Here is a 23,676-nt window from a genome sequence, read left to right as displayed (position 1 = left end):
TTGCCCTCGCGTCGAGACTGCCAAAGTGGTTGTTCGGAGCAACGGTTTTGTCGTTCTCGACGGTGGCGCTCGGGGTGCTGGGCGTGCTTCGCGCGTCGAGACTGCCAAAGTCGTTGTTCAGAGCAACCGTTTTGTCGTTCTCGACGGTGGCGCTCGCCGGCGCCGGCGGCTCCCGGTACCCGAGGACGACGACCGGCCGGTCCACCACGCCCGAGATGCCGGCCGCCGTCGGCCGTGGTCTGCTCGATGCCAGGAGACCGTGACGAGCACCCGAGGAGGCACCGATGAGCGAGCAGGACCGGCCGGGCGAGCAGGTGACGCCCGAGCAGCGGGAGGAGGCCATCCCCGGCCCCACCGACGGCAGCCGCGGCGGTCCGGCGGGCGGCCCGCCCGTGCGGGAGCGGGACGACGGCTACGAGGGGGTCCCGGACTCAGCCGAGGCGGCGCCGGGCGCGAACCCGGAGGACGACCCCGACGAGGAGGGCGAGGACCGGTTCGACGCTGGCTGAGCGCGCGCCGACCTCCCCACCGCGGCGCCGACCCCGGCGGGGCCTACCGCCGGCCGGGGTCGAACGCCGTGCGGTACACCGCGCGTGCCTGCTCCAGGCAGTCATCCGTGATGACGGCGAGGGCGGTGGTGTCGGCGAGCAGGGGCTCGCAGTCCGGGCCGCGGCCCACCTCGGTCCCGGTGAGCAGCCAGCCGACGTTCGACCCGGTGGCCAGGTGCGCGTACTGGCAGAGCTGGCGGGCCACCCACTCCCGGGCCGGCCGGTCCCACCACGGCTCCGGGGTCACCGGGTTGGTGCTCAGCCCCGGCAGCACGCAGCCGCTCTCCTTGTCCCGGCTCGTGCCCGTGTCCGCCGCCGGTCCGGCGCTGTAGCGCAGGTAGACCCGGCCGACGGCGCGCTGGAGCTCGGCGACCTCGTCCAGCGTGTGCAGCCTCGGGAGGCCGTGCAGGCCGCCGGCGCGGATCTGGTCCTCGTCCTCAGCCATGGCCTGGTAGCCGGTAGTCATTGCGCGCCCGCACGGGGCCAGGGTCAGTGCCCGCCCGGAGGGGGCCAGCCGGACGCGCGGGACCCGGCCACGGCGCCGCACCGGCGGGGCTGGCGGAGACGGTCATGAGGGCCTCCCGGGTGCCGTGGTCCTGGCAGGATGCGCCCGGCGTGACACCTGCGCCAGTCGGCGGGTGCCTGCCACGCGTGCCCCCTGCCCCAGTCGGCGGGTGCCGGCACGACACCGGAGTGCGGCGTGCGCGCCGTGACGTCGGGGCAGCCGGGCGTCGGACCGCCGTCGCCGTCGCCGACCTGCCCGGCGCCACCGGGCTCGGCGTGGCGCCGCGGCCGCCGTCGACCCTGCTACCTTGCCGGGCGGGCACCGATGCGTCACGGTGAGCAGGTGCCGAGGACTGAGCGCGTGCGGCGGACGGGACCGGCCGGGTCGGCGGCAGCGGCGGCAGGTGCGGTGCCGGCGCTCGCGGCTGGGCTGGTGCTCGGTGCGGTCATGGCGACCGTCGCCCGGGTGCGGCGCAGCAAGCCGCTGCACCCGCGCGGCGCCGTCGTCCCCGCCCGCCTCGAGCTCGCCGGCGCCGGCCCGGCGGTCGGCGCGCTGGGCGAGGCCCGCTCCCTCGAGGCCGTGGCCCGGGTCTCGCGGGCGACGGGGCTGCCGTCGGGGTGGCCGGACATCCAGGGACTCGCCGTGCGCTGGCACGACCAGGGCCGGCCGAACGACCTGCTCCTCGCCTCCACCGGCACCGGCCGCTGGGGCCGCTACCTCCTCCGGCCGCGCCGCCGCCCGCTGGCCGGCCCGCTCACCACGCTGATGCCGTTCGCCGGCCCGGACGGGCCGGTCTACCTGGCGGCCCTGCCGGCGCACCAGCCGCTGCGGCTCGCGCTGCGGTGGGCCGGCCCCCGCGGGCCGTGGCACCCGCTCGGCCGGCTGGTCCTGCTGGCCGACCCCGCCGCCGCGCCGGACCGGCTCATCCGGTTCGACCCGGTCGAGCACAGCCCAGCGGGCCTGCCGCCGTACCCGTGGGCGGCCCGGCTGCGGCGGTACGCCTACCGGTGGTCACGGCTCGCCTGGCCCTGACCACCTCCCGGGTGCCTTCCTGCGGCGGCCCCAGTTGTCGACCAGTCCCTCCCGGCGGCGGCCCCGACTGTCGACCGGTCCCTCCCGGTAGCGGCCCAGCCGTCGACCTCCTCCCGACGGCGGCCCCAGCCGTCGGCCGGTGCCTCCCGACGGCGGCCTCAGCCGTCGACCTCCTCCTCCACCACCCGCGGTGAGGGGTGGATGCACAGCATGTGGAGGCGGTCGGTGCCGGTGGCCTCGAAGCGGTGCACGGTGCCGGGCAGGACCGTAACGATGTCACCGGCGGCAAAGTCGAACGTCTCCTCGTCGGCGGTGGCGCTGGCCGTCCCGGCGAGCACCACCCACGTCTCGGCGTACGGATGGTGGTGGCGCGGCGGGCCCTCGCCGGGCGCGGCGTCGGTCCAGAAGAAGGAGACGCCGGCGCCGTACGGCTCGCCCTCGACGAGCGCGGTGCGCTCCCCGGGCGGCAGGTGCTCGGACCGGCGGGTGATCGTGTACATGGCGGTCCCTTCCCTTCCCGAAGGTCGTGTGCTGCCTGGCTCCCAGCCTGCGGGCCGGTCTCGCCGGGCGCACCCGTAGCGAGCCGGCGAACCGCGCGGGCGCTCGCTGCCGGCCCTGACCGCGCTGGCCTGCGCCCGGGACGAGCACGGCGTGCCGGACGCGTCATCACTGCTCCTCGGCGCGCCGGAGCCCCGCTGCAACCCGCGCAGAGCCGGGCCTCCGGCAACCTCCGGTTGCGGTCCGGTAGCTCCTGCGTGAGCGTGGTCACACCAACGTTCCACCGAGGAGAGGAGTGCGAGATGAGCACCAGCGAGACGGGTCAGGTCACCGGCACCAAGGACAAGGACTACAACATCCTCTGGTTCACCGAGACGTGCCTGGACAACGTGCTGCGCCTGGAGACCTACATCCAGGACGCGGAGCGCGACGGCGACAACGAGCTCGCGGAGTTCTTCCGCAAGGCGCAGTCCGACAGCAAGAAGGGCGCCGAGATGGGCAAGAAGCTCCTGGCCTCGCGGCTGCAGCGCAGCTGACAGCGACCGACCGGGCCATGACCCACGGGAGGGCCCGGCGCGGTGCCGCACCGGTCAACCCGGGCCGCGGCATCCCGCCGGGCCTTCCGCTGCCCGCCGCTCGGCGTTGTCGTTGCGGTCGGCTGGGACACACAGGGTGACCGCCGCCGTCGGGCGCCAGCGCGAGCAACCACCTGATGCGCCGCTCCGCCTGACCGGGCCCGGCGGCAGCTACCGCCGTCGCCTGGCGAGCCACGACGAGCCGGGGACCGTCATCACCGCACCCATCTACTACCGGGGACGGGACGGAAGGCCTCTATTATCCGGGAGATGGGGTCGATGATCGACCAGTACCCGGGGCGGGTGAGCAGCTCATAACCGTCGTCCGGCTCGACCACGACGCTCGACCACGAAGCAGCGCGAAGGAGCGAAGGATGTCCGAGAGGTTCCGCGACAAGGTCGCCGTGGTCACCGGAGGTGTCTCCGGGATCGGTGCGTCGATCACCGAGCGGCTCGCCGCCGAGGGAGCGAGGGTGCTCGCCGTCGACATCAACGAGCAGCTGGCCGGCACGGCGACCGACACGTTCGGGCCGTCCGTCACGGGCCACGTTGCGGACGTGACGGACGAGGGCGCGTACGACGGAGCCATCGCCCGCGCCGTGTCCGAGCTCGGCGGGCTGGACATGGTGTTCAACGTTGCCGGCGGTTCCAAGGCCGCGCCCTTGGTCGCGATGAGCTACGCGGACTGGGACTTCACGATCCGCCTGAACCTCTACAGCGCGTTCCTCGGCACGAAGCTCGCCGCCAACCACTTCATCGCCGAGGGCAAGCCCGGCGCGATCGTGAACGTCGCGTCGCTGAACTCCTTCGTCCCGCTCCAGTTCGGTGCCGGGTACTCCGCGTCGAAGGCGGCCGTGGTGATGCTCACCAAGCAGGCGGCGCTGGAGCTCGCCGAGCACGGCATCCGCGTGAACGCGGTCTCGCCCGGGCTGGTCGACACCCCGATGACCGCGGCCATGACCCAGGCTCCGCCCGTGCGGGACGCGTTCCTCGAGCGGATCCCGTTGAACCGGGCGGCCCAGCCCCAGGAGGTCGCCGCGGCCGCGCTGTTCCTCGCCAGCGAGGACGCGTCCTACATCTCGGGGGACAACCTGGTCGTCGACGGGGCCTGGGCGACCAGCGGCTACCCCGATCTTCGCAAGTTCATGAGCTGAACGTCAGGCAGAGAGGACAGGCATGCGCGCAGCGCGCTTCCACGGGACCCAGGACCTCCGGGTCGACCACATCGACGAGCCGGCCCCGGGCCGCGGGCAGGTGAAGCTCAAGAACGCCTTCGCCGGGATCTGCGGCTCGGACCTGCACATGTACTTCGCGCCGCTGCCCGAGGGGTCCGAGTACCCGAAGCACCCGCTCACCGGCGCCGGGCTGCCCCAGGTCCTCGGCCACGAGTTCTCCGGCACCGTCGTCGAGCTCGGTGCGGACGTCGACGGCGTGGCGGTGGGTGACCGCGTGGCCGTCTGGCCCGTCTACTACTGCGGGCGGTGCGCCGCCTGCCGGCAGGGCCGCTACAACGCCTGCCGGATGATCGGGTTCCACGGCCTGACCGCCGACGGCGGCGGGATGGCCGAGTTCACCACGGTCCCCGCGTCCCAGCTGCACAAGCTGCCGGACGCCGTCGACCTCCGGCTCGGCGCCCTCGTCGAGCCGATGGCGGTCGCCTGGCACGCCGTCGAGCGCAGCGGCATCCGGCCCGGCCAGAGCGCCCTGGTCGCTGGGGCCGGGCCGATCGGCATCGGCGTCTGGTTCGCGCTGAAGGCGCACGGCGTCGACCGGGTCATCGTCTCCGAGCCCAGCGCGCCGCGGCGGGCCACCATCGGTGCGCTCGGCGCGGACGTCCTGGACCCGGTCAACGAGGACCTTCCCGCCCGGGTCGCCGACCTCACCGGCGGGGACGGGGTCGAGGCGGCGTTCGACGCCGCCGGCGCCGGGCCGGCGATCGCCTCGGCGCTGCCCCTGCTCGCCCCCGGCGCCAACCTCGTCGTCGTCGCGATCCACGAGCGGCCGATGGAGTTCCTGCCCACCGCCCTCGTCATGGCGGAGACCGAGATCAGGGGCGCGCTCGCCTACCTCCCGGCCGACTTCGACGCCGTCATCGACGCGATGGCGCGCGGGGTGTACGACACCACGGGATGGGTCGACGAGATCGGGCTGGACGGCGTCGCCTCCGCCCTGCAGACCCTGCGGGAGGGCAAGGGCGCGAAGTTCCTCGTCCGCGCCGGCTCCTGACCGACCCGGGCGGTAGGCCCCCCAGCCACCGGGCTTCGGCGGCTCAGCCCGCCGGCGCGGCTTCGGCAGGTCGGCCCGCCACCTGCCGGCGCAGCACCTCCGCGTCCGTCGTCGGCAGGTCGCAGACGAACCCGCGGCACACGTACGCCGCGGCTCCCCCGTCGACCAGCGGCCGGTCGGCCAGGAGCGGCACGCCCGGGGCGTCCGGCATCCCGGCGGCCAGCACCAGCCCGGGCGCGGTGCCCGCCCGGGCCACGTCGAGCAGCCCGGCGGCGACGTCGTCGTCGCCGACGACGGCGACCTGCAGCGGGCCGGCCTGCGCCGCCTCGGCCACGGCCAGGGTCCAGCCGCCGAAGCGGGGCTGGCCGTGGGCGAGCGTCCCGGCGGCGCCGACGGCGGACTCGGCGGCGGTCCGGTGCCGGCCGGAGCCGGTGAGCGCGGCGTAGGTGAGCAGCGCCCCGGCCAGCGCCGACTGCCCGGCCGGCTCGGCGTTGTCCGCCGGGTCCCGGGGCCGGGCGATGAGGGCCTCGGCGTCGGCGGCGGTGTCGTAGAACCCGCCGGCGCCGTCGGCGAAGCGGTCCAGGGCGTCGTCGAGCAGCGCCCCGGCCGCGGTCAGCCACCGCGGGTCGGCGGTGGCCTGGTGCAGCGCGAGCAGGCCCTCGGCCAGGTCGCCGTGGTCGGCCGCGACGGCGGGCGCCGCCCCCACGACGCCGTCCATCGAGGCGCGGCGGAGCCGGCCGTCGACGAGGTGCGTGCCGACGAGGTGCTCGGCGCACCGCACGGCTGCGGCGACCCAGCCCGCCTCGCCGAGCAGTGCCCCGGCCTCGGCCAGCGCGGCGATGGCCAGCCCGTTCCAGGCGGTGACGACCTTGTCGTCCCGGGCCGGCTGCGGGCGGGCGGCACGGGCGGCGAGCAGCCGCTCCCGCACCCCGGTCCACCAGGCCCAGTCCGCCGGGTCGTGGCGGAGCTGGAGGGTGGAGGTGCCGTGCTCGAACGTGCCGTCCGCGGTGACGGACAGCAGCACGGCGGCCCGGGCGCCGTCGTCGGGGCCGAGGACGTCGGTGAGCTGGTCCGGGGTCCACACGTAGGTCAGGCCCTCCGCGCCGGCGGCGTCGGCGTCGAGGGAGGAGGCGAAGCCGCCCTGCGTGGTGCCCAGGTCGCGGAGCAGGAACTCGGCGGTCTCGCGCACCACGCGGGCGGCGAGGGCGGAGCCGGTGGCGCGGTGCAGGTGCAGGTAGACCCGCAGCAGCAGGGCGTTGTCGTAGAGCATCTTCTCGAAGTGCGGCACCACCCAGTCCGCGTCCACGCTGTACCGGGCGAAGCCGCCGGCGAGCTGGTCGTAGATGCCGCCGCGGGCCATCGCCTCGCAGGTGCGCTCGACCATTCCCAGCGGGCCGGGCCGGCCCGTGCGGGCGTGGTGGCGCAGCAGGAACTCCAGCACCATCGACGGCGGGAACTTCGGCGCCCCGCCGAACCCGCCCCGCGCCTCGTCGTAGCTGGTCGCGAGCCGGTCGGCCGCCTCGTCCAGGGCGCCTGCGTCCAGCCCCGTGGCCGGCTCGGTCCGGGCCTCGGCGGCCAGCGCGCCGGCGATGCCGGCCGAGGCGGCGAGGACCTCCGCGCGGCGCTCGGCCCAGGTCCTGGCGACGGCGTCGAGGACCTGGCGGAACTGGGCCGGCGGGTAGTAGGTGCCGCAGAAGAAGGGCCGCCCGTCCGGGGTGAGGAAGCAGGTCATCGGCCAGCCGCCCTGACCGGTCAGGGCGAGGGTGGCCTGCATGTAGACGGCGTCGACGTCGGGCCGCTCCTCCCGGTCCACCTTCACGGCCACGAACCGGGGGTTGATCGCGGCGGCCATGTCCTCGTCCTCGAAGGACTCGTGCGCCATGACGTGGCACCAGTGGCAGGCGGCGTAGCCGATCGAGAGCAGGACCGGCACGTCGCGCTCCCGCGCCTCGGCGAACGCCGCCTCGCCCCACTCCTGCCAGTGCACCGGGTTGTCCTGGTGCTGGCGCAGGTAGGGCGAGAGGCTGCGCGCGAGCTGGTTGGCCATGGCTCGAGCCTGCCACCCGAGGGCGGGGCGGTCGAGGTGTGCGGTGGTCGGCGGCGGCCGAGGTGGCGCAGGCGGTCCAGGACGAGGCGGCCGGGGCGCCGAGTCCCTCAGGGCTGCCCCACCGACCGCAGCGCGCACGTCGCCGGCCCCTCCAGGACCGTGCCGTCGGCGGCGAAGCGGGAGCCGTGCAGCGGGCAGTCCCAGGACCGGTCGGCGTCGTTCCACGACACCACCCCGCCCAGGTGGGTGCAGGTGGCCGAGACCCGGCGGGTGACGCCGTCGACGGTGCTCACCGCCACGTCCCGGACGCCGTCGCGCTCCACCCGGCCCTGCCCCTCGGGCGGTCGGACCCCGGCGGCGTGCACCCGGGGGCTGAGCCGGTCTCCGACCAGCCGGGCGGCGACGCCGGCGTTGAGCCGCACGGCCTGGTCCGCCCCGGCGAGCCCCCCGGGCCGCCAGGTGCGCACCGCCGCCGCCCACGGCACCTGGCCGCCGAGGATCCGGGCGGACAGCGCCAGCGCGGCCGCGGTGCCCATCGCGATCCCCCACTTGTCCAGCCCGGTGACCACCAGGATCCGGTCCCCGCCGGGCAGCAGCGGCCCGACCGAGGGCAGCGCGTCCACCCCGCCGTAGTCCTGGGCGGACCAGGTGTGCGTGGTGCGCGCGCCGGGGAAGTGGGCGGCGGCCCAGCGCTCCAGGCCCCGCACGTGCTCGCGCGGCGCGGCGGCCCGGCCGACCACGTGGCTGCCGCCGGCCACCACCAGCCGCTCCACCCCGCCGGGGACCGGCGCGGTGCGCAGCGAGATGCCGGGGGAGTCGGCCGAGATGGCGGTGACCTCGGGCAGCGGCCCCGGCACGGTCAGGGCCACCGCGTAGCTGCGCGAGGGCTCCAGCCGGGCGAAGAACCCGCCGCGGTCCAGCACCGGCGTGCCGGTGGCCAGTACCACCCGCTCCGCCCGCACCTCGCCGGTGGAGGTGCGCACGGTGAGCGGCCCGCGGCCGGACACCCCGGTCACCCGGGCGCCCTCGACGATCTCCCCGCCGTGCTCGACGACGTCCGCGGCGAGGGCCAGCACCAGGTCCACCGTGTCGATCTGGGCCTGGTCCGGCAGCGCCACGGCACCGGTCGTGGGGAAGGGCAGCCCGGCGTCGTCGCGCCAGGTCACGTCCAGCCCGGCCGCGCGGGCGGCGTCGTGCACCGCGGCGACGTCGTCGCGCCCGTCCTCGGTGAAGGCGAAGGTGAGGTCGGTGCGGCGCTGGACCGGGACGTCGTGCTCGGCGCAGTAGCGCAGCAGCCACTGCTGGCCCTCCCGGTTCGCCTCCACGTACCGGCGCAGGGTCGCCGCGGAATGGCGCCGGGCCACCCGGGCGAGCTTGGTGCCCTGGAGCAGGGTCACCTTCCCGGTGGAGTTGCCGGTGGTCACCACGCCCAGCCGGCGGGCCTCCAGGACGACGACGGCGCAGCCCGCCTGGGCGAGCAGCAGGGCCGTGGTGAGGCCGGTCAGGCCGCCGCCGACCACGGCGACGTCGAAGTCGCGGCGGGTGGGGGCGCTGGGGTAGGTGGGCCGCGGGCGGTCGAGCCACAGGCTCGTGCCTGCGCCGGCGTCGGGCATGGCGGTCTCCGTTCACGACGGCGGCACCCCGGTCTGCGGGGCCGGTGGCACCGGGACGTGTCCACGGTAGGCGGCGGGTCGGCGGGTCGCACCAGGACGGTCGGCGGCGGGGCGGGGCGGGCCGGCCAGGACGGTGGGCGGCGGATCCGCGGTCCGCGCCAGCACGGTCGAGGGCGGTGGCGCGTGGGGCCGGTCGCGCTCCCGGCCGCGGCAGGGCCGCCGTCGGCGGGTCACGACGCGGCCGACGTCGTCCCACGAGAACGCGCCCCGCGCGAATGCGCCGACCCCCGCCAGTTTCGACGCGCGGGATCGCAATCGCTCCCGCATCATTGGCACCACCCCCTCGGCGCGGGCCCAACGGATCACGCGCCGTCTCACAGGAAGGGACTGGACCAACATGACCGAAGGACTTGACCGCCCGGCCGATCGGCCCGAGCGCTCGGACCTGCCCCCGGTGATCCCGCCGCAGGGCTCCACGGCACCCTCCGGGACCGCCCCGACCTCCGGGACCGCCTCGACGTCGACCACTGACACCGCCAAGCACGCCGCGACGGACGTCGCCCAGCAGGCCGGGGACAGTGCCCGCGAGGTCGGCGGCGTGGCCAAGGAGCAGGCCAAGGACACCGCCGGAGCCGCGAAGGAGACCGCCAAGGAGACCGTGGCCGAGGTCCGCTACCAGGCCCGCGACCTCTACGACCAGGGCCGCCAGCAGCTGACCGAGCAGGCCTCGACCCAGCAGAGCCGCCTGGCCGAGGGCCTGCGCAGCTTCTCCGGCGAGCTCAGCTCGATGACGCGGGGCGAGCAGCAGGAGGGCATGGCCACCGACCTCACCCGGCAGGCCGCGGACTACCTCGAGCGCGCCGGCCGCTGGCTGGACGAGCGCGAGCCCGGCGACGTCCTGAGCGAGGTCAGCAGGTACGCCCGCCGCCACCCCGGGGCCTTCATGGCCATCGCCGGCGGCCTGGGCCTGCTCGTCGGGCGGGTGGCGCGCGGGCTGCGCGACGCCAGCTCCGACGACACCGCGGCGCAGGGAGCCGCGACGTCCCCCCGCAGCGGCTACTCCGCCGGATACGCCGGCGGCCAGTACGACCAGGGCACCACGACCTACGGGGGCGGGTACGGTGCGGCGACCGTCGAGCCGCCGGTGGCCCCCGGCCCCGGACCGCTCGGGACCACGGCCGCGGGCCTCGGCACCGCCGGTGGGGTCGGCACCACCACGGGTGGCCTTGGCACCGCCACGTCCGCGCGGCCCAGCAGCCCCGGCCCGGAGCCGGACGACGGCGGCCTGACCGCCGGCGGCGTGGGCGCCGCCGCCTCCCCGCGGCCCAGCAGCCCCGGCCCGGAGCCGGACGACGCCCGGCCGAGCACCGGCGCCATGATCGAGGGTGAGACCGCCCCGGGCGGCTCGGGCTGGACCAACCGGCCCGAGGACCCGCTGGCGGGTGAGGGCCGATGAGCACCCCGTACGAGCCTGACCCCCGCGGCCAGGGCGCGTACGACGCCGGCGCGTACGCCGCCGGCGGGCGGGACGGGGACAACGCCTCCGTCGGCGAGCTCTTCTCCCGGGTGAGCGAGGACCTCTCCACCCTCGTCCGGCAGGAGATCGCGCTGGCGAAGGCGGAGACCACGCAGTCGGCCAAGCAGGCCGGCAAGGGCGCGGGGATGTTCGCCGGTGCCGCCTGGTCGACGCACTTCGTCCTGCTCTTCCTCTCCCTCGCCCTGTGGTGGGCCTTGGGCGCGATGATCGGGGCCGGCGACGCCCAGCCCGCGCTGGGCTGGTCCGCCCTCATCGTCGCGGTGATCTGGGCGATCATCGCCGCCGTCCTCGCCCTGACCGGCCGGCGAGAGGTCCAGCGCGTCAGGGGCCTCCCGCAGACCGCCGAAACCGTGAAGAAGATCCCGGACGCGCTCAAAGGACAGGAGCAGCAATGACGACCAACGACCCCGACCAGATCCGCGCCGACATCGCCCGCACCCGCGGGGAGCTCAGCGACGATGTCGACGCCCTCACCGACAAGGTCAGCCCCGGCCGTATCGCCGAGCGGCAGACCGAGAAGGTCAAGGGCGCCGTCTCCGGCGTGAAGGACAAGGTCTTCGGCGCTGCCGACGACGCCCGCGAACGGGCCAGCGACATGGGCGGGACCGTGCGGGACACGGCCGGGTCGGTCGCCGACACCGCCCGCTCCGCCCCCCAGCGGGCCAAGGAGCAGGCGCAGGGCAACCCGCTGGCCGCCGGCCTCGTGGCCTTCGGGCTCGGGCTGCTCGCGGCGTCCCTCATCCCGGCCAGCCGCAAGGAGCAGGACCTGGTCCGCCAGGCCAAGGACAGCGACGCCCTCCAGCAGGTCACCGAGGGCGCCAAGGCGGTGGGCAAGGAGATGGCCGACGACCTCCGCGAGCCTGCCCAGCAGGCCGCCCAGGAGGTCAAGGAGACCGCCCAGGCCGGTGCCGAGAACGTCAAGGACACCGCCAAGGCGGGGGCGGAGGAGGTCCGGGGGCAGGCCCAGCAGGCGCGCTCCGACGTCACCGACCAGGCCAAGGACGCCCGCGGCCAGGTCCAGGGCGGCTGACCGCCCAGCCGAGCAACCCCACAGCGCGTCGCGGGCCCCCGACCTCGGTCGGGGGCCCGCTGCCGCACTCGGGCACAATCGCCGCATGACCGACCCGCATCCGCTCGCGGCGCACGGGCACTGGCAGGACGTGGCACGGGCCACCGGGCTCCTCGGCGCCGACGGCACCGTCGCCTCGACGATCTTCGCGGAGATGTCCGCCCTGGCCGAGCGCACCGGCGCGATCAACCTCGGCCAGGGCTTCCCCGACGCCCCCGGCCCGGCGCACCTGCGCGCGGCCGCCATGGCCGCCGTCGACGCCGGGCACAACCAGTACCCGCCGGGCCCGGGCATCCCCGCCCTGCGGGCCGCGGTCGCCGCCCACCAGCGCCGGCACTACGGCCTCGAGGTCGACCCGGAGACCGAGGTCCTGGTCACCGCCGGCGCCACCGAGGCGCTCGCCGCCAGCGTCCTCGCCCTCGCCGGGCCGGGCGACGAGGTCGTCACCCTGGAGCCCTTCTACGACTCCTACGCCGCGGTCATCGCCCTCGCCGGGGCGACCCACCGGACCGTCCCGCTGCGCCCGGGCCCGCGCGGCTTCCGCCTGGACGCCGCCGACGTCGACGCCGCCGTCGGGCCGCGGACCCGCCTGCTGCTGGTCAACAGCCCGCACAACCCCACCGGCATCGTCCTCACCCCCGACGAGCTCGGGCTGCTGGGCCGGGCCGCCGCGGCCGCGGACGCCGTCGTGCTCACCGACGAGGTCTACGAGCACCTCACCTACGGCCCCCGGCACGTGCCGATGGCCACCCTGCCGGGCCTGGCCGGGCGGACCCTGACCGTCTCCTCCGCGGGCAAGACGCTCGCCGTCACCGGGTGGAAGGTCGGCTGGGTGCACGGCCCGGCCGCGCTGGTCACCGCCGTGCGCACGGTCAAGCAGTTCCTCACCTACGTGGCCTCCGGCCCGTTCCAGCACGCCGTCGCGGCGGCGCTGGACGACGCCGACGGCGCCACCGCCCGGTACGTCGCCGACCAGGCCGCCGCGCTGGCCGGTCGGCGGGACGTCCTGCTCGCCGGGCTGCGGGCGGGCGGGTTCGTCCCGGTCGCGCCGGAGGGGACGTACTTCGTCGTGGCCGACGGCGCCCCGCTGGGCTACCCCGACGCGGTGGACCTGTGCCGGGAGCTGCCCGGACGGGCCGGCGTGGTGGCCATCCCGGTCTCGGCGTTCTGCACGCCGGGCGGCGCGGTGGCGCGCGCGTTGGCGTCCTGGGTGCGCTTCACCTACGTCAAGTCCGAGCCCTTGGTGGCCGAGGCGGCCCGGCGGCTGGCGGCGCTGGGCGACTGAGCCGGGCAGCCGGCGCGGCTGCCCGCCCGCTGGTGCCCCCATCAGGGCTGGTCGAGCACTCCCACTCCCACGGATTGACAGTCCCCCCGCCGCTCGTGACACTTAGGTACATGCCAAACTATCGAGCGGAAGTCGATCTGGTGCTCCGCTCGCTCGCCGACCCGACGCGGCGCGCCGTCGTCGAGATCCTTGCGAAGGGCCCGGCCGCGGTGTCGACCCTCGCTGGTCGCTTCTCGATCACGCTCCCGTCGATGCTCCAGCACCTCGGGGTGCTCGAGGAGGCGGGCGTCGTCACGTCGGAGAAGAACGGTCGCGTCCGCACGGTGAGTCTCCGCCCGGGCGCTCTCGACGTGCTCCACCTCTGGCTCGGCGAGCAGCGCACGCCGGCCGAGCGCCGAGCCGACCGGCTCGGCGTCCACCTCGCCCGTCACACTCTGGAGAGCCACTGATGACCCGTGTCCGCGTCGACCTAAACATCTCGCTCGACGGCTTCGCCACCACGACCGACCAGACCCCGGAGAACCCGTTCGGCGACGACTGGGGACGCCTCACCGCTGCCTACGTCGCCACGCGCACCTTCCGTGAGCGGGTGCTGCACGACGCAAGCGGGGAGGGAACCACGGGCGTCGACGACCGCTACGCCGCGCGCTACTTCGAAGGCGTCGGCGCGGAGATCATGGGCGCGGGGATGTTCGGACTGCACGCGAACCCCGACGATCCCGACTGGCGCGGATGGTGGGGCGACGAGCCGCCCTTCCGCGTGCCCGTCTTCGTGCTCACGCACACCCCCCGTCCGTCCATCCAGATGGCCGGGGGGACCACCTTCCACTTCCTCAGTGCCTCGCCCGAGGAGGCACTTCGTGCCGCCGTCGCGGCGGCCGACGACGGCGACGTGCGCGTCGGTGGGGGCGCATCGACGGTGCGTGACTTCCTCCGCGCCGGCCTCGTTGACGATCTCCACGTCGCCATCGCCCCGATCCTCCTCGGGCGCGGCGTGCGACTGTGGGACGGCCTGCGCGGTCTGGAGTCGGGCTATCGGGTCATGTCAGAGGCGGCACCGGATGGCGTCACGCATATCACCTTCCGCCGCGAGGACCGCTCATGATCACCGTCGCGCACGCCGGGTTCACGCTGACCCGCGACTACCCGGTGCCGATCGCCGAGCTCTGGGCCGCCTTCGCCGTCGAAGAGCGCAAGCGTGCCTGGTTCGGCGGCGGGGACGAGTGGACACCGGGCGAGTGGCGCTTCGACTTCCGGGTCGGCGGGCTCGACGTCGACGAGGCACGCTTCCACGACGGCGTGCTCTCGCGCTACGAGGCGCGCTACACCGACATCGTCGAGCTCACGCGGATCGTGACCAGCTACGACATGTGGATCGACGGCCGGCACATCTCCACCTCGGTGGCATCCTTCGAGTTCGAGGATCTCGGCGACCAGGCTCGCCTGACCCACACCGAGCACGGCGTCCATCTCGACGGCCTCGACGACGGAGCGAGCCGCGAGCACGGCAGCCGCCTGCTCCTCGATGCCCTCGGCCGCACGCTCTCGTCCTGACCCGCCCGGCCCGTGGCGAGCCGTGCGTCACTACGCGGGCGGCGGCTTCCGCCAGACCAGGGAGTAGCGCCACATGGGCAGGCGGGACCACGCGGCTCCCGGTAGCACCCGCGCGGCGCTGCGCCGCACGGCGGCGTAGGTGTGCGGCGGTGGCCAGACCATCGGGGCCGAGTGCTCCCAGATGCCGTAGCGGCGCCGGTAGCGGCGCTGCTGGACGAGCCCGGCGACGTCGTACAGCGCGTCGAGCGGTCGTGAGGACCTGGCGAGGCCGACCACCGCGACCACCCCGCCCGGCGCGGTCAGCTCCGCGAGGCGCGCGAGCGCTCGATCGAGGTCGGGCAGGTGATGGAGTGCCGCCACGGATGCCACCACGTCGAACGAGGCCGGCGGGAACGGATAGGTCAGCACGTCCCCCTGGACCCAGCGCACGCCCTCGTCCTCTGTGCGGGCGGATGCGAGGACGGTGGCGTCCGGGTCGACGGCGGTCACCTCCGGCACGCGCTGGTGCAGCTCGGCCGCCAGGAGCCCGTTGCCGGTGCCGACATCGAGAGCCGTCCGGGCGCCCGCGGGCACGGCGTCGAGGATGCGCCGGTGATAGTGGATGTTGTTGTTCCACCGCACGGCGGGTCCGCTCGTCATGCGGCTACGGTGCCGTACCTCCGTCACCCCCGGGGCCACCTCGGTCGCCACCCACGGCCGGTCGGCCCGCACCGGAGCACCGTGTCCGCCGGTCTGCGGTCCGCGGCCCGCGGCCTGGGGCCCGCCGAGTGTGACGACGCCCTCTAGCCAGCATCTGAGATGACCGTCCACCGAGTGGCTGGGACGGCGCCGCGCGGGCGACCCTGGACCGGCTCGCCGCGGCACCACTGCGGCCGGCCAGCGCACGCGCGACGCCCGGGGAACCGCCCAGCCAGGGCCAGCCCCGGCCACGGGCTGGGTGCCGGGACACCGGCGCACCAGTGCGCTACCAGCGCACCGACCACCGGCACCGGAAGGAGAAGGCAGATGATCGACGTCGTCGACGTCTCCAAGACCTTCGCCGCCCCCGGCCGCCAGGTGCGAGCGCTGGACCGGGTCGACCTGCACGTGTCGCGCGGGGAGGTGTTTGGGATCGTCGGCCAGAGCGGGGCCGGGAAGTCCACGCTGGTCCGCACCGTCAACGCCCTCGAGCGGCCCGACACCGGGACCGTCTCGGTGGACGGGGAGGAGATCTCCGCCCTGGACGGCGCCGCGCTGCGCCGGGCCCGCCGGCGTACCGGGATGATCTTCCAGCACTTCAACCTGCTCGCCTCGCGCACCGTCCGCGGCAACGTCGAGCTGGCCCTGGAGATCGCCGGGCAGGACCGGCGCGCCCGGCGCCGCCGGGCGGGGGAGATCCTCGAGCTGGTCGGCCTGGCCGAGCAGGCCGGCGCCTACCCCGCCCAGCTCTCCGGCGGGCAGAAGCAGCGGGTGGGCATCGCCCGGGCGCTGGCCACCGAGCCGGCGGTGCTGCTCTCGGACGAGGCCACCTCGGCGCTGGACCCGGAGACCACCCGCGCGGTGCTCGACCTGATCAAGTCCCTCAGCGCCAGCCTCGGCCTGACCGTCCTGCTCATCACCCACGAGATGGACGTCATCAAGCGGGTCTGCGACTCCGCCGCGGTGATGGCCGACGGCCGCGTCCTGGAGCAGGGGCCGGTGGACGCCCTGCTCACCACCCCCGGCTCCCGGCTGGCCGCCGAGCTCTTCCAGCTCGGCTCCCTGCCGCCCGAGCGGGGCACCACCATCGTGGACATCACCTTCACCCGGACGACGGCGTCCCGGCCGGTGGTCGCCCAGCTCGCTCGCCGGCACGGGCTGGACGTGACGATCCTCGGCGCCGCCGTCGAGACCATCCACGACGGCGCCCAGACCGGCCGGACCCGGCTGGAGATCCCCGGCACGCCCGAGCAGGTGCGCGCCGCCGTCGAGGACCTGCGCGGCCAGGGCCTGTTCGTGGAGGTGGTCCGGTGATCGACAGGTCCGACCCCGCCTTCTGGTCCGACCTGGCCGCCGTCGTCCTGCGCGCCACCGGCGAGACGTTCTACATGGTGGCCGTCGCGCTGCTGCTCACCGTGGTCCTCGGGCTCGCCGTCGGCGTGCTGCTGGTGACCACCGAGCCGGGCGGGCTGCTCTCCCGGCCGCTGGGCTCCCGGGCGCTCGGCCGGGCGGTCAACCGCGGGCTGGAGGTCGTGGTGAACGTGGGCCGCTCGGTCCCGTTCATCATCCTGATGATCCTGCTCATCCCGCTCACCCGGCTGCTGGTCGGCACGTTCATCGGCCCGACGGCGGCCATCGTGCCGCTCACCGTGGCCGGCGTCCCGTTCTTCGCCCGGCTGGTGGAGATCGCGGTCCGGGAGGTGCCCGGCGGGGTCGTGGAGGCCGCGGAGTCCCTCGGGGCGTCGCGCTGGACGATCCTGACCAAGGTGCTCGTCGCCGAGGCGGTGCCGGCGCTCCTGCTCGGGCTGTCGACGACGCTGGTGTCCCTGGTCGCCTACTCCGCGATGGTCGGCGTCGTGGGCGGCGGCGGGCTCGGCGACGTCGCCTTCCGGTACGGCTACCAGCGCTACTCGGTGGAGTACATGGTGGTCGTCGTCGTGCTGCTCGTCGTCATCGTCCAGGTGTTCCAGAGCCTGGGCAACGCCGCCGCCCGCCGGTTCTCGCACCGGTGAGCCGCCCCGCCGCGGGGCGTCGGCGCCCAGTCCCGCCCCGCTCCTGCGCCCGTCCCGTCTTGCCCCGATCCTGATCCCGTCCCGTCTCGTCCCGTCTCGTCCGCCCCGGCCAGCGACCTACCCGCCCCCGGCCCGGTCCCGTCCCACCAGCTGAAGGAAGCCTGCATGCGCACCTCCCTCGCCTCCGCCGCGCTCACGCTCGTCGTCGCCCTGGCCCTGGGCGCCTGCGCCCGGGACGCCGACGGCGGCGGCGCGGCCGACCCCGAGGCCCCGCTCCGGGTGGGCGCGCTCGCCGTCCCGGCCGGGGACATGCTCCGGTTCGTCGACGAAGAGCTCGCCCCGGACGCCGGCATCGACCTGGAGTTCGTGGAGTTCAGCGACTACAACACGCCGAACGCCGCGCTGGCCGACGGCGACGTCGACGCCAACCTTTTCCAGAACACCACCTTCCTGGAGACCTTCAACGAGGCCAACGACGAGGACCTGGTCAGCCTCGGACCGGTCTACCTGCCGCCGATGGCGCTGTACTCGGAGGACCTCGGCAGCGTCGAGGAGATCCCGGACGGGGCCAGCATCGCCGTCCCCAACGACCCGACGAACGAGGGCCGGGCGCTGAAGCTGCTCGCCGAGCACGGGCTGATCGAGGTGACCGAGGAGCCGGTCACGGTCGCCGACGTCACCGACAACCCCAAGGGCCTGGAATTCACCGAGTTGGAGAACGCCTCGCTGCCGCAGGCGGTGGCCGACCAGGACGCCGCCATCGTCACCGCCGCCTTCGCCCTGCCGGCCGGGCTGACGGTCGACCAGCAGATCTTCGCCGAGGGCACCGACTCCGACTACTACAACGTCCTGGCCACCACGCCCGAGCTGGCCGAGGACGCGCGGGTGAAGAAGCTCTTCACGCTGCTCACCTCCGAGGAGATGCGCGCCTGGATCGAGGAGGAGTACCAGGGCATCATCGTCCCGGCGAGCTGACGCCGCGCGGCTGGGGTCGCCGGGTCAGTCCCCGGCCGGGGCGGGCACGAGGTCACCGGTGGTGGCGTCCACCAGCGTCTCGACGGTCGAGCCGTCGTCCTGGCGGAGCTCGACCTGCCACACGACCGTGCCGTCCTCGGTGGAGTCGATCTCCATCTCCGACAGCGTGCCGCCGTTCTGCTCCGCCGCCGTCTGCAGCGCCTGGACGGCGTCGACCTGGGCCTCCTCGACCTTCTGCACGTCGTCGTCGGGCTCGGCCTCTTCGTGCTGGTCGACCACCTCGGAGCCGTCCAGGGCGACGAAGACCTCGTGCTGCTGGCCGCCCGAGGCGACCAGGATCTCCCAGACCTGCTGACCCTGGTGGCTCTCGGTCTCCATGTCGAACGGCTGGCCGTCCGGCACCGCGCCGGCCGCCGCCTGCAGGGCCGCGACGGCGCCGGCGACGTCACCGGCGGTCTCGCCCGTCCCGGTCCCGGTGCCGTCGGCGGTTCCGGTCGGCGACGGCGTCTCGGTGGCGGCCGTCGTCGTGGCGCCGCCCGTGGTGGCGGTGACGGTGGCGGTGGTGCCGTCGTCCGGGTCGTCCGGGGAGTCTTCGCCGCACCCGGCCAGCGCGACGGCGAGCGCGACCGCTGTGGCGGTAGCGAATGTCCGTTTCATCCACCTATGGAACCCCGTCCTCCGGCGACCCGCACCCGCATGGCCGGTTCGGCCGGCAGCCGAGCTGCTCGCGAACGACCACAAAGCGCTGCGCGGGCCCCGGACCGGGACGGCCGGACTGGCGAGATTCCGCAGTCCAAGATGCGGCAGGACTCGGTCCGAAAGGGACTTTGTGGTGGTCCGCGCACACCCCCGTGCTGCAACTCGGGACGCCCGGCCCGGCGAGCGGGATCGGCTCATCGCCGAGCCGTCAGCGCCATCGCCGAGCCGTCAGCGCCGTCACCGAGCGTCAGCGCCCTGTTGTTATCCGCGTCCGGGTCCGTCCCGGTGGCGCTCGGCATGGCCTGCCTCCTCCGTCGACCGGGCCGGGCCGGGCCTGGCCAGCGCGGAGCGGCGCAGCGCCCGGACGAGCCCGGCCGGGGTGAGCGCGCCGACCGGCCGGTCGGCGTCGTCGACCACGGTGGCCACCCCGCCCGAGGCGACGGCGAGGGCGGAGAGCGCGGCGTCCAGGCTCTGCCCGAGCCGCACGCGGCCGGGCGTGTCGCCCGCCGGCCCCGCCGCGGGCCTGCCGTCCGCCGGCCCCGTCGCCGAACCGCCGTCGGGCGCCCCCGGCTCCCCGCCGTCGGGCCCCCTCGACTCCCCGCTGTCGGCCGGCCCCGGCGGCCCGCCACCGCCCGGCCCCGTCACCGGCTCCAGGTCCGCGGCGGTGAGGTCGGTGATCGGCAGCAGCCGCACCGCGCGCGCGTCGCCGACCAGGCCGGTCACCACGTCGTTGGCCGGCCGGGTCAGCAGCGTGACCGGGTCCGCGAGCTGCTCCAGGTGCCCGCCCTGGCTGAGCACGGCCACCCGGTCCCCGAGCGCGACCGCCTCGTCGATGTCGTGGGTGACCATCAGGACGGTGGTGCCCAGCTCGTCGTGGATGCGGCGGAACTCGTGCTGCAGGGACCGCCGCCCCTCCGGGTCGACGGCGCCGAACGGCTCGTCCATGAGCATCACCGGCGGGTCGGTGGCCAGCGCGCGGGCCACGCCGACCCGCTGGCGCTGCCCGCCGGAGAGCTCGTGCGGGTAGCGGGGGCCGTAGACCGCCGGGTCGAGCCCGACCAGCTCGAGCAGCTCGGCCACCCGCCGCCGGGTCCGCCCCCGGTCCCAGCCGAGCAGCCCGGGGACGGTCCCGACGTTGTCGGCGACCGTGCGGTGCGGGAAGAGGCCCACGTCCTGGATGACGTAGCCGATGCCGCGGCGCAGCCGCACCGCGTCGGCGGTCGCGACGTCGGTGCCGTCCAGGAGCACCCGCCCGGCGGTGGGCTCGACCAGCCGGTTGACCATCCGCAGCAGGGTCGACTTCCCGGACCCGGACGGCCCCACCAGGGTGAGCAGCTCGTGCGCGGCGACGTCCAGGTCCAGCCCGGCGACGGCGACCGTGCCGTCGGCGTAGGCCTTGCGGACGCCGTCGAAGCGGATGTGGGCCGTGGGCGGGGAGGTGTCCGGCACCCGATGACGGTACCGGGGGGCCGGGGCGGCGGCGCGCCGGTACCGTCGTCGCCGTGATGCCGATGGCTGCCGACAACCCGTGGCTGTCCTGGCGGTACGTGGAGGACAACTGGGCCGACCTCGTGCGGCTGACCGGCCAGCACGTCAGCCTCACCCTGCAGGCGGTGGCCATCGCGCTGGTCATCGCCGTGCCGGTCGCCCTCCTCGCCCGCAGCCGCCCGGCGCTGTCCGGCGCGCTGCTCGGCACCTCCGCCGTCCTGTACACCGTCCCCTCCCTCGCCCTGTTCGGGCTGCTCGCCCCGGTCACCGGCATCGGCCGCACCACCGTCCTGATCGGCCTGGTCGCCTACGCCCTGCTCGTCCTCGTCCGCAACATCCTGGTCGGGCTGCGGGGGGTGCCGCCGGCGGTCGTCGACGCCGCCCGGGGCCTCGGGTACTCCCCGGCGCGGCGCTTCCTCACCGTCGAGCTGCCGCTGGCCCTGCCGGCAGTGCTGACCGGGGTGCGGCTGGCGACCGTGACGACGGTGGCCCTGGTGACCGTCGGCGTGGTGGTCGGCTACGGCGGGCTCGGCCAGCTCATGTTCCGGGGCTTCACCTCCGCCTACCGGGCCGAGATCATGACCGCCACCCTGCTGTGCCTGGCCATCGCGCTGCTCGCCGACGTCGTCCTGCTCGCCGTGGAGAAGGCCCTCACCCCGTGGCGGCGGGCATGAGCGAGATCATCGGCGACGCCTTCACCTACCTCAACGACCCGCTGAGCTGGACCGGGTCCGGCGGCATCCTGCAGCTCCTCGGCGACCACCTGTGGATGACCCTGGCCGCCGTCGTCCTGGCCGCCGTCGTGGCCCTGCCGCTGGGCCTGTGGCTCGGCCGCACCGGCCGCGGGGACACCCTGGTGGGGGCGGTGAACCTCACCCGGGCGCTGCCGACCCTGGCCCTGCTCTACATCTTCACCGCCGGGCTCGGCGTCGGGCAGACCCCGACGATCCTCGCCGTCGCGGTGTTCGCCGTACCGCCCATCCTGGCCAACACGGTCACCGGGCTGCGCGCGGTCGACCCGGCCGCCCGGGACGCCGGCCTGGGCATGGGGATGTCACCGGCGCGGCTGCTCACCGCCGTGGAGCTGCCGCTGGCGCTGCCGCTGGTCGCCGCCGGGGTGCGCACCGCCGTCGTCCAGGTGATCGCGACCGTCTCCCTCGCCGCGCTCGCCGGCGGCGGCGGGCTCGGGCTGGTGATCACCAACGGGATCTTCACCCAGCGGTTCGGCCAGGCCCTGGCCGGCGCCCTGCTCGTGGTCGTCGTGTGCCTGGCCGTCGAGGGGCTGCTCGCGCTGGCCCAGCGGGCCCTGACCCCGGCGCCACTGCGGGTCACCGCCGCCGGTCGGGCGGCGTAGCCGTCCGCGGCCGGCCGTCGACGGCGGCCGGGCCGGCAGGCGGCCGACGAGCCCCGGGCAGCCCGCCACACGTCCGGCTGCCCGGCCCGGGCGCCTCGCCACCGGCTGCCCGGCCGGCCACGCCACGCCGGCCGGTTGCGCCGGCCCCGCCAGCGCTGTCGAATGGTCCAGCCCGCGCGCCCGTCCGACCCTCGGAGGTCACCCTTGCGCACGCCCCGGCTCACCCTCGTCCTCGCCGCAGCCGCCCTGACCCTGGCTGCCTGCGGGGAGCCCGGCTCGGCCGGCGGCGGCTCCGCCCCGGAGACCGGTGCCACCGGCGACGGCGGGGGCGTCGTCTGCGAACCGGTCGCCGGCGAGGAGCTCGTCGTGCTGGAGGACGACCAGCGCCTGCAGACCGTCGACAACGTCATCCCGGCGGTCAATGCCGACGCGGCGCAGCCGGCCCTGATCTCCGCGCTCGACGCCGTCTCGGCGGTCCTGACCACCGGGGACCTCATCGCCCTGAACAAGCAGGTCGACGTCGAGCGGGAGACCTCCCGCCAGGCGGCGCAGGCCTTCTACGAGCAGGCCGGCGTCGAGGTCCCCGACACCTCCGGCAGCGGCCGCGTCGTCGTCGGCGCCGGGAACTTCGCCGAGGCCGCCACCCTGGCCGAGCTCTACGCCCTGGCGCTGACCGACGCCGGCTACGAGGTGGAGGTGCGCACGATCGGCAACCGCGAGACCTACGAGCCCGCCCTGACCTCCGGGGAGCTGACCGTGGTGCCCGAGTACGCCGGCACGCTCACCGAGTACCTCAACAAGCAGGTCAACGGGCCCGACGCGACCGACGACGCGCCGCTGGCCAGCGCGGACCTGCAGGAGACCGTGACCAACCTGACCACGCTCGGCGAGCAGGTCGGGCTGGTCTTCGGCGCCCCGGCCGAGGCCGCCGACCAGAACGCCTACGCCGTTACCACCGCCTTCGCCGAGGAGCACGACGTCAGCACCCTGAGCGAGCTCGCCGAGGCCTGCGACGGCGGGGTGTCCCTGGGCGGCCCGGTCGAGTGCCCGGACCGGCCGTTCTGCCAGCCCGGCCTGGAGCAGACCTACGGGCTGACGATCACCGAGTTCGTCTCCCTCGACGCCGGCGGCCCGCTGACCAAGCAGGCGGTCACCGGCGGGGACGTGGCGCTGGGGATGGTCTTCTCCTCCGACGCCGCGCTCGCCGAGAGCTGAGCGGGCACCTACGCAGGAGCTTCCCGGGGCGCCCGGCCGCGGTGGTCGCCGCCGGACGCCCGGCGGGGGACGGGAGCGGGCGCGCGCAGCCGCGGGGCCGCCGTCGGACCGGACGGGCGGGGCGGTCAGCGGCTCTGGACCCCCGCCGTCGCCCCGTCCCAGACGACCTGGCCTGGCGCGAGCAGCCGGGCGCCGGTGGCCACCTGGTGCGGGCGCAGGGCACCGTCGGGCATGAGGTGGACGACCGCGGTCCCGTGCGCCAGGGCGGCGACGTCGGCGATGAGCCGGCGGTGGCAGCGCCACCACACCCCCTCCGAGCACATCACCGCGACCCGGGCCTCCGCCGACCCGGCGAGCACCTGCGCCAGCGCAGCGCGGAAGTCGGGCGTGCGGGTCCAGCCGGCATAGGCCCGGAAGGCCTCCACCTGCCACCAGGTGTCCGGGGACGTCGCCCGGTCGGCGGCGGTGAGGTGCCGACGGCCGCCCAGCCGGGGTTCCCACCGGTAGTCGACGCCGGCGGCCGGCAGCCACCCCGCCAGCGCCTCCCGGGCGACGTCGGGGTTGGACCGGGAGGCGGGGTAGCGGCGCACGTCCACCACCTCGGCGACGCCGGCCGAGCGCAGCAGGCTGGCGAGCCCGTCGCGGCGCAGGGCGCCGTGGCCCACGGTGAGCAGCTGCGCGGGGACTGGCCCGGGGGCGGCCGGCGGCCCCGGCGCTGCGGCTCCCATGTGCCGCAGGGTAGCGGCGGGGCCTCGTGCTGGCCGAT

Annotated in this window: 26 protein-coding genes; 18 read left to right on the top strand and 8 right to left on the bottom strand. The window is 75.6% G+C overall.

Features of this window, described 5'->3' with window-relative positions; translation table 11 throughout:
• Window positions 1-284: 284 nt before the first annotated feature.
• On the top strand, window positions 285-509 hold the full coding sequence (locus tag MF406_RS00215) for a hypothetical protein (protein WP_242895998.1): 225 nt from the start codon (window positions 285-287) through the stop codon (window positions 507-509).
• Between the two features lie 43 nt (window positions 510-552).
• On the opposite strand, the gene MF406_RS00210 is transcribed toward MF406_RS00215, so the two are convergent.
• Complete coding sequence (locus tag MF406_RS00210) at window positions 553-993, bottom strand: DUF6098 family protein (RefSeq protein ID WP_242895997.1); 441 nt, start codon at window positions 991-993, stop codon at window positions 553-555.
• A 507-nt stretch (window positions 994-1,500) separates the two neighbouring features.
• Between MF406_RS00210 and MF406_RS00205 the strand changes: the two genes are divergently transcribed.
• Entirely contained in the window at window positions 1,501-2,085 is a 585-nt protein-coding gene (locus MF406_RS00205) for a phosphodiesterase (RefSeq protein ID WP_242895996.1), read from the top strand.
• 158 nt (window positions 2,086-2,243) lie between these two features.
• Here the strand turns inward: MF406_RS00205 and MF406_RS00200 are convergent, their stop codons facing one another.
• Entirely contained in the window at window positions 2,244-2,585 is a 342-nt protein-coding gene (locus MF406_RS00200; protein ID WP_242895995.1) for a cupin domain-containing protein, read from the bottom strand.
• A gap of 300 nt (window positions 2,586-2,885) precedes the next feature.
• Between MF406_RS00200 and MF406_RS00195 the strand changes: the two genes are divergently transcribed.
• The 3 genes from MF406_RS00195 (at window position 2,886) to MF406_RS00185 (ending at window position 5,384) form a co-directional block, all read left to right on the top strand.
• The gene (locus MF406_RS00195) at window positions 2,886-3,119 is read left to right on the top strand and encodes a hypothetical protein (RefSeq protein ID WP_242895994.1); all 234 of its coding nucleotides are present in this window, start codon (window positions 2,886-2,888) and stop codon (window positions 3,117-3,119) included.
• A 413-nt stretch (window positions 3,120-3,532) separates the two neighbouring features.
• Entirely contained in the window at window positions 3,533-4,312 is a 780-nt protein-coding gene (locus MF406_RS00190) for an SDR family NAD(P)-dependent oxidoreductase (RefSeq protein WP_242895993.1), read from the top strand.
• A 22-nt stretch (window positions 4,313-4,334) separates the two neighbouring features.
• Entirely contained in the window at window positions 4,335-5,384 is a 1,050-nt protein-coding gene (locus tag MF406_RS00185; RefSeq protein ID WP_242895992.1) for a 2,3-butanediol dehydrogenase, read from the top strand.
• Window positions 5,385-5,427: 43 nt separating this feature from the next.
• On the opposite strand, the gene MF406_RS00180 is transcribed toward MF406_RS00185, so the two are convergent.
• Together MF406_RS00180 and MF406_RS00175 are read right to left on the bottom strand one after the other, a co-directional pair.
• On the bottom strand, window positions 5,428-7,431 hold the full coding sequence (locus MF406_RS00180) for a thioredoxin domain-containing protein (RefSeq protein ID WP_242895991.1): 2,004 nt from the start codon (window positions 7,429-7,431) through the stop codon (window positions 5,428-5,430).
• A 107-nt stretch (window positions 7,432-7,538) separates the two neighbouring features.
• On the bottom strand, window positions 7,539-9,044 hold the full coding sequence (locus tag MF406_RS00175) for an FAD-dependent oxidoreductase (RefSeq protein ID WP_242895990.1): 1,506 nt from the start codon (window positions 9,042-9,044) through the stop codon (window positions 7,539-7,541).
• Window positions 9,045-9,441: 397 nt separating this feature from the next.
• On the opposite strand from MF406_RS00175, the gene MF406_RS00170 reads away from it, so the two are divergent.
• From MF406_RS00170 to MF406_RS00140, 7 genes are all read left to right on the top strand, one after another.
• Entirely contained in the window at window positions 9,442-10,500 is a 1,059-nt protein-coding gene (locus tag MF406_RS00170) for a hypothetical protein (RefSeq protein WP_242895989.1), read from the top strand.
• Window positions 10,497-10,976: a phage holin family protein gene (locus tag MF406_RS00165; RefSeq protein WP_242895988.1), complete on the top strand. Its 480-nt coding sequence runs from the start codon at window positions 10,497-10,499 to the stop codon at window positions 10,974-10,976. Before MF406_RS00170 ends, MF406_RS00165 begins: the two co-directional genes overlap by 4 nt.
• Window positions 10,973-11,611, top strand: a complete 639-nt coding sequence (locus tag MF406_RS00160; RefSeq protein WP_242895987.1) for a DUF3618 domain-containing protein — start codon at window positions 10,973-10,975, stop codon at window positions 11,609-11,611. Before MF406_RS00165 ends, MF406_RS00160 begins: the two co-directional genes overlap by 4 nt.
• 85 nt (window positions 11,612-11,696) lie before the next feature.
• Window positions 11,697-12,935 (top strand): aminotransferase class I/II-fold pyridoxal phosphate-dependent enzyme, encoded by a 1,239-nt coding sequence (locus tag MF406_RS00155; RefSeq protein ID WP_242895986.1) that lies wholly within the window; start codon window positions 11,697-11,699, stop codon window positions 12,933-12,935.
• A 110-nt stretch (window positions 12,936-13,045) separates the two neighbouring features.
• On the top strand, window positions 13,046-13,384 hold the full coding sequence (locus MF406_RS00150) for a helix-turn-helix transcriptional regulator (RefSeq protein ID WP_242895985.1): 339 nt from the start codon (window positions 13,046-13,048) through the stop codon (window positions 13,382-13,384).
• A complete protein-coding gene (locus MF406_RS00145) occupies window positions 13,384-14,040 on the top strand; it encodes a dihydrofolate reductase family protein (protein ID WP_242895984.1) in 657 nt (218 codons plus the stop codon). The genes MF406_RS00150 and MF406_RS00145 overlap by 1 nt, the downstream gene beginning before the upstream one ends.
• Window positions 14,037-14,489: an SRPBCC domain-containing protein gene (locus MF406_RS00140; protein WP_242895983.1), complete on the top strand. Its 453-nt coding sequence runs from the start codon at window positions 14,037-14,039 to the stop codon at window positions 14,487-14,489. The genes MF406_RS00145 and MF406_RS00140 overlap by 4 nt, the downstream gene beginning before the upstream one ends.
• A gap of 30 nt (window positions 14,490-14,519) precedes the next feature.
• On the opposite strand, the gene MF406_RS00135 is transcribed toward MF406_RS00140, so the two are convergent.
• Window positions 14,520-15,128, bottom strand: a complete 609-nt coding sequence (locus tag MF406_RS00135; protein WP_242895982.1) for a bifunctional 2-polyprenyl-6-hydroxyphenol methylase/3-demethylubiquinol 3-O-methyltransferase UbiG — start codon at window positions 15,126-15,128, stop codon at window positions 14,520-14,522.
• Window positions 15,129-15,494: 366 nt separating this feature from the next.
• Between MF406_RS00135 and MF406_RS00130 the strand changes: the two genes are divergently transcribed.
• The 3 genes from MF406_RS00130 to MF406_RS00120 all read left to right on the top strand — a co-directional run bounded on the left by MF406_RS00130 (window position 15,495) and on the right by MF406_RS00120 (window position 18,154).
• Entirely contained in the window at window positions 15,495-16,481 is a 987-nt protein-coding gene (locus tag MF406_RS00130) for a methionine ABC transporter ATP-binding protein (protein ID WP_242895981.1), read from the top strand.
• Window positions 16,478-17,179: a methionine ABC transporter permease gene (locus tag MF406_RS00125; RefSeq protein ID WP_242895980.1), complete on the top strand. Its 702-nt coding sequence runs from the start codon at window positions 16,478-16,480 to the stop codon at window positions 17,177-17,179. Before MF406_RS00130 ends, MF406_RS00125 begins: the two co-directional genes overlap by 4 nt.
• Before the next feature lie 165 nt (window positions 17,180-17,344).
• Window positions 17,345-18,154, top strand: coding sequence for a MetQ/NlpA family ABC transporter substrate-binding protein (locus MF406_RS00120; protein WP_242895979.1), 810 nt, complete (start codon window positions 17,345-17,347; stop codon window positions 18,152-18,154).
• 24 nt (window positions 18,155-18,178) lie between these two features.
• Here MF406_RS00120 and MF406_RS00115 read toward each other — a convergent pair whose 3' ends face one another.
• Together MF406_RS00115 and MF406_RS00110 are read right to left on the bottom strand one after the other, a co-directional pair.
• Window positions 18,179-18,811: a PepSY domain-containing protein gene (locus tag MF406_RS00115; RefSeq protein ID WP_242895978.1), complete on the bottom strand. Its 633-nt coding sequence runs from the start codon at window positions 18,809-18,811 to the stop codon at window positions 18,179-18,181.
• A gap of 303 nt (window positions 18,812-19,114) precedes the next feature.
• Window positions 19,115-20,302, bottom strand: a complete 1,188-nt coding sequence (locus tag MF406_RS00110; RefSeq protein ID WP_242895977.1) for an ABC transporter ATP-binding protein — start codon at window positions 20,300-20,302, stop codon at window positions 19,115-19,117.
• A gap of 56 nt (window positions 20,303-20,358) precedes the next feature.
• Here MF406_RS00110 and MF406_RS00105 point away from each other — a divergent pair, with 56 nt between their 5' ends.
• From MF406_RS00105 to MF406_RS00095, 3 genes are all read left to right on the top strand, one after another.
• Entirely contained in the window at window positions 20,359-21,015 is a 657-nt protein-coding gene (locus tag MF406_RS00105) for an ABC transporter permease (RefSeq protein WP_242897879.1), read from the top strand.
• Entirely contained in the window at window positions 21,012-21,695 is a 684-nt protein-coding gene (locus tag MF406_RS00100) for an ABC transporter permease (protein WP_242895976.1), read from the top strand. Before MF406_RS00105 ends, MF406_RS00100 begins: the two co-directional genes overlap by 4 nt.
• Before the next feature lie 204 nt (window positions 21,696-21,899).
• Complete coding sequence (locus tag MF406_RS00095) at window positions 21,900-22,910, top strand: glycine betaine ABC transporter substrate-binding protein (protein ID WP_242895975.1); 1,011 nt, start codon at window positions 21,900-21,902, stop codon at window positions 22,908-22,910.
• Between the two features lie 125 nt (window positions 22,911-23,035).
• Here MF406_RS00095 and MF406_RS00090 read toward each other — a convergent pair whose 3' ends face one another.
• Window positions 23,036-23,638: a DUF488 family protein gene (locus MF406_RS00090; protein ID WP_242895974.1), complete on the bottom strand. Its 603-nt coding sequence runs from the start codon at window positions 23,636-23,638 to the stop codon at window positions 23,036-23,038.
• Window positions 23,639-23,676 lie beyond the last annotated feature (38 nt).

This window comes from Georgenia sp. TF02-10, from assembly GCF_022759505.1.
Taxonomy (GTDB): Bacteria; Actinomycetota; Actinomycetes; order Actinomycetales; family Actinomycetaceae; genus TF02-10.
This window is presented reverse-complemented; position numbering and strand designations above follow the sequence as displayed.

Coding starts and splice junctions, on each gene's coding strand:
- MF406_RS00215 (WP_242895998.1), top strand. CDS start 285: ATGAGCGAGCAGGACCGGCCGGGCGAGCAGGTGACGCCCGAGCAGCGG.
- MF406_RS00210 (WP_242895997.1), bottom strand. CDS start 993: ATGGCTGAGGACGAGGACCAGATCCGCGCCGGCGGCCTGCACGGCCTC.
- MF406_RS00205 (WP_242895996.1), top strand. CDS start 1,501: ATGGCGACCGTCGCCCGGGTGCGGCGCAGCAAGCCGCTGCACCCGCGC.
- MF406_RS00200 (WP_242895995.1), bottom strand. CDS start 2,585: ATGTACACGATCACCCGCCGGTCCGAGCACCTGCCGCCCGGGGAGCGC.
- MF406_RS00195 (WP_242895994.1), top strand. CDS start 2,886: ATGAGCACCAGCGAGACGGGTCAGGTCACCGGCACCAAGGACAAGGAC.
- MF406_RS00190 (WP_242895993.1), top strand. CDS start 3,533: ATGTCCGAGAGGTTCCGCGACAAGGTCGCCGTGGTCACCGGAGGTGTC.
- MF406_RS00185 (WP_242895992.1), top strand. CDS start 4,335: ATGCGCGCAGCGCGCTTCCACGGGACCCAGGACCTCCGGGTCGACCAC.
- MF406_RS00180 (WP_242895991.1), bottom strand. CDS start 7,431: ATGGCCAACCAGCTCGCGCGCAGCCTCTCGCCCTACCTGCGCCAGCAC.
- MF406_RS00175 (WP_242895990.1), bottom strand. CDS start 9,044: ATGCCCGACGCCGGCGCAGGCACGAGCCTGTGGCTCGACCGCCCGCGG.
- MF406_RS00170 (WP_242895989.1), top strand. CDS start 9,442: ATGACCGAAGGACTTGACCGCCCGGCCGATCGGCCCGAGCGCTCGGAC.
- MF406_RS00165 (WP_242895988.1), top strand. CDS start 10,497: ATGAGCACCCCGTACGAGCCTGACCCCCGCGGCCAGGGCGCGTACGAC.
- MF406_RS00160 (WP_242895987.1), top strand. CDS start 10,973: ATGACGACCAACGACCCCGACCAGATCCGCGCCGACATCGCCCGCACC.
- MF406_RS00155 (WP_242895986.1), top strand. CDS start 11,697: ATGACCGACCCGCATCCGCTCGCGGCGCACGGGCACTGGCAGGACGTG.
- MF406_RS00150 (WP_242895985.1), top strand. CDS start 13,046: ATGCCAAACTATCGAGCGGAAGTCGATCTGGTGCTCCGCTCGCTCGCC.
- MF406_RS00145 (WP_242895984.1), top strand. CDS start 13,384: ATGACCCGTGTCCGCGTCGACCTAAACATCTCGCTCGACGGCTTCGCC.
- MF406_RS00140 (WP_242895983.1), top strand. CDS start 14,037: ATGATCACCGTCGCGCACGCCGGGTTCACGCTGACCCGCGACTACCCG.
- MF406_RS00135 (WP_242895982.1), bottom strand. CDS start 15,128: ATGACGAGCGGACCCGCCGTGCGGTGGAACAACAACATCCACTATCAC.
- MF406_RS00130 (WP_242895981.1), top strand. CDS start 15,495: ATGATCGACGTCGTCGACGTCTCCAAGACCTTCGCCGCCCCCGGCCGC.
- MF406_RS00120 (WP_242895979.1), top strand. CDS start 17,345: ATGCGCACCTCCCTCGCCTCCGCCGCGCTCACGCTCGTCGTCGCCCTG.
- MF406_RS00115 (WP_242895978.1), bottom strand. CDS start 18,811: ATGAAACGGACATTCGCTACCGCCACAGCGGTCGCGCTCGCCGTCGCG.
- MF406_RS00105 (WP_242897879.1), top strand. CDS start 20,359: ATGCCGATGGCTGCCGACAACCCGTGGCTGTCCTGGCGGTACGTGGAG.
- MF406_RS00100 (WP_242895976.1), top strand. CDS start 21,012: ATGAGCGAGATCATCGGCGACGCCTTCACCTACCTCAACGACCCGCTG.
- MF406_RS00090 (WP_242895974.1), bottom strand. CDS start 23,638: ATGGGAGCCGCAGCGCCGGGGCCGCCGGCCGCCCCCGGGCCAGTCCCC.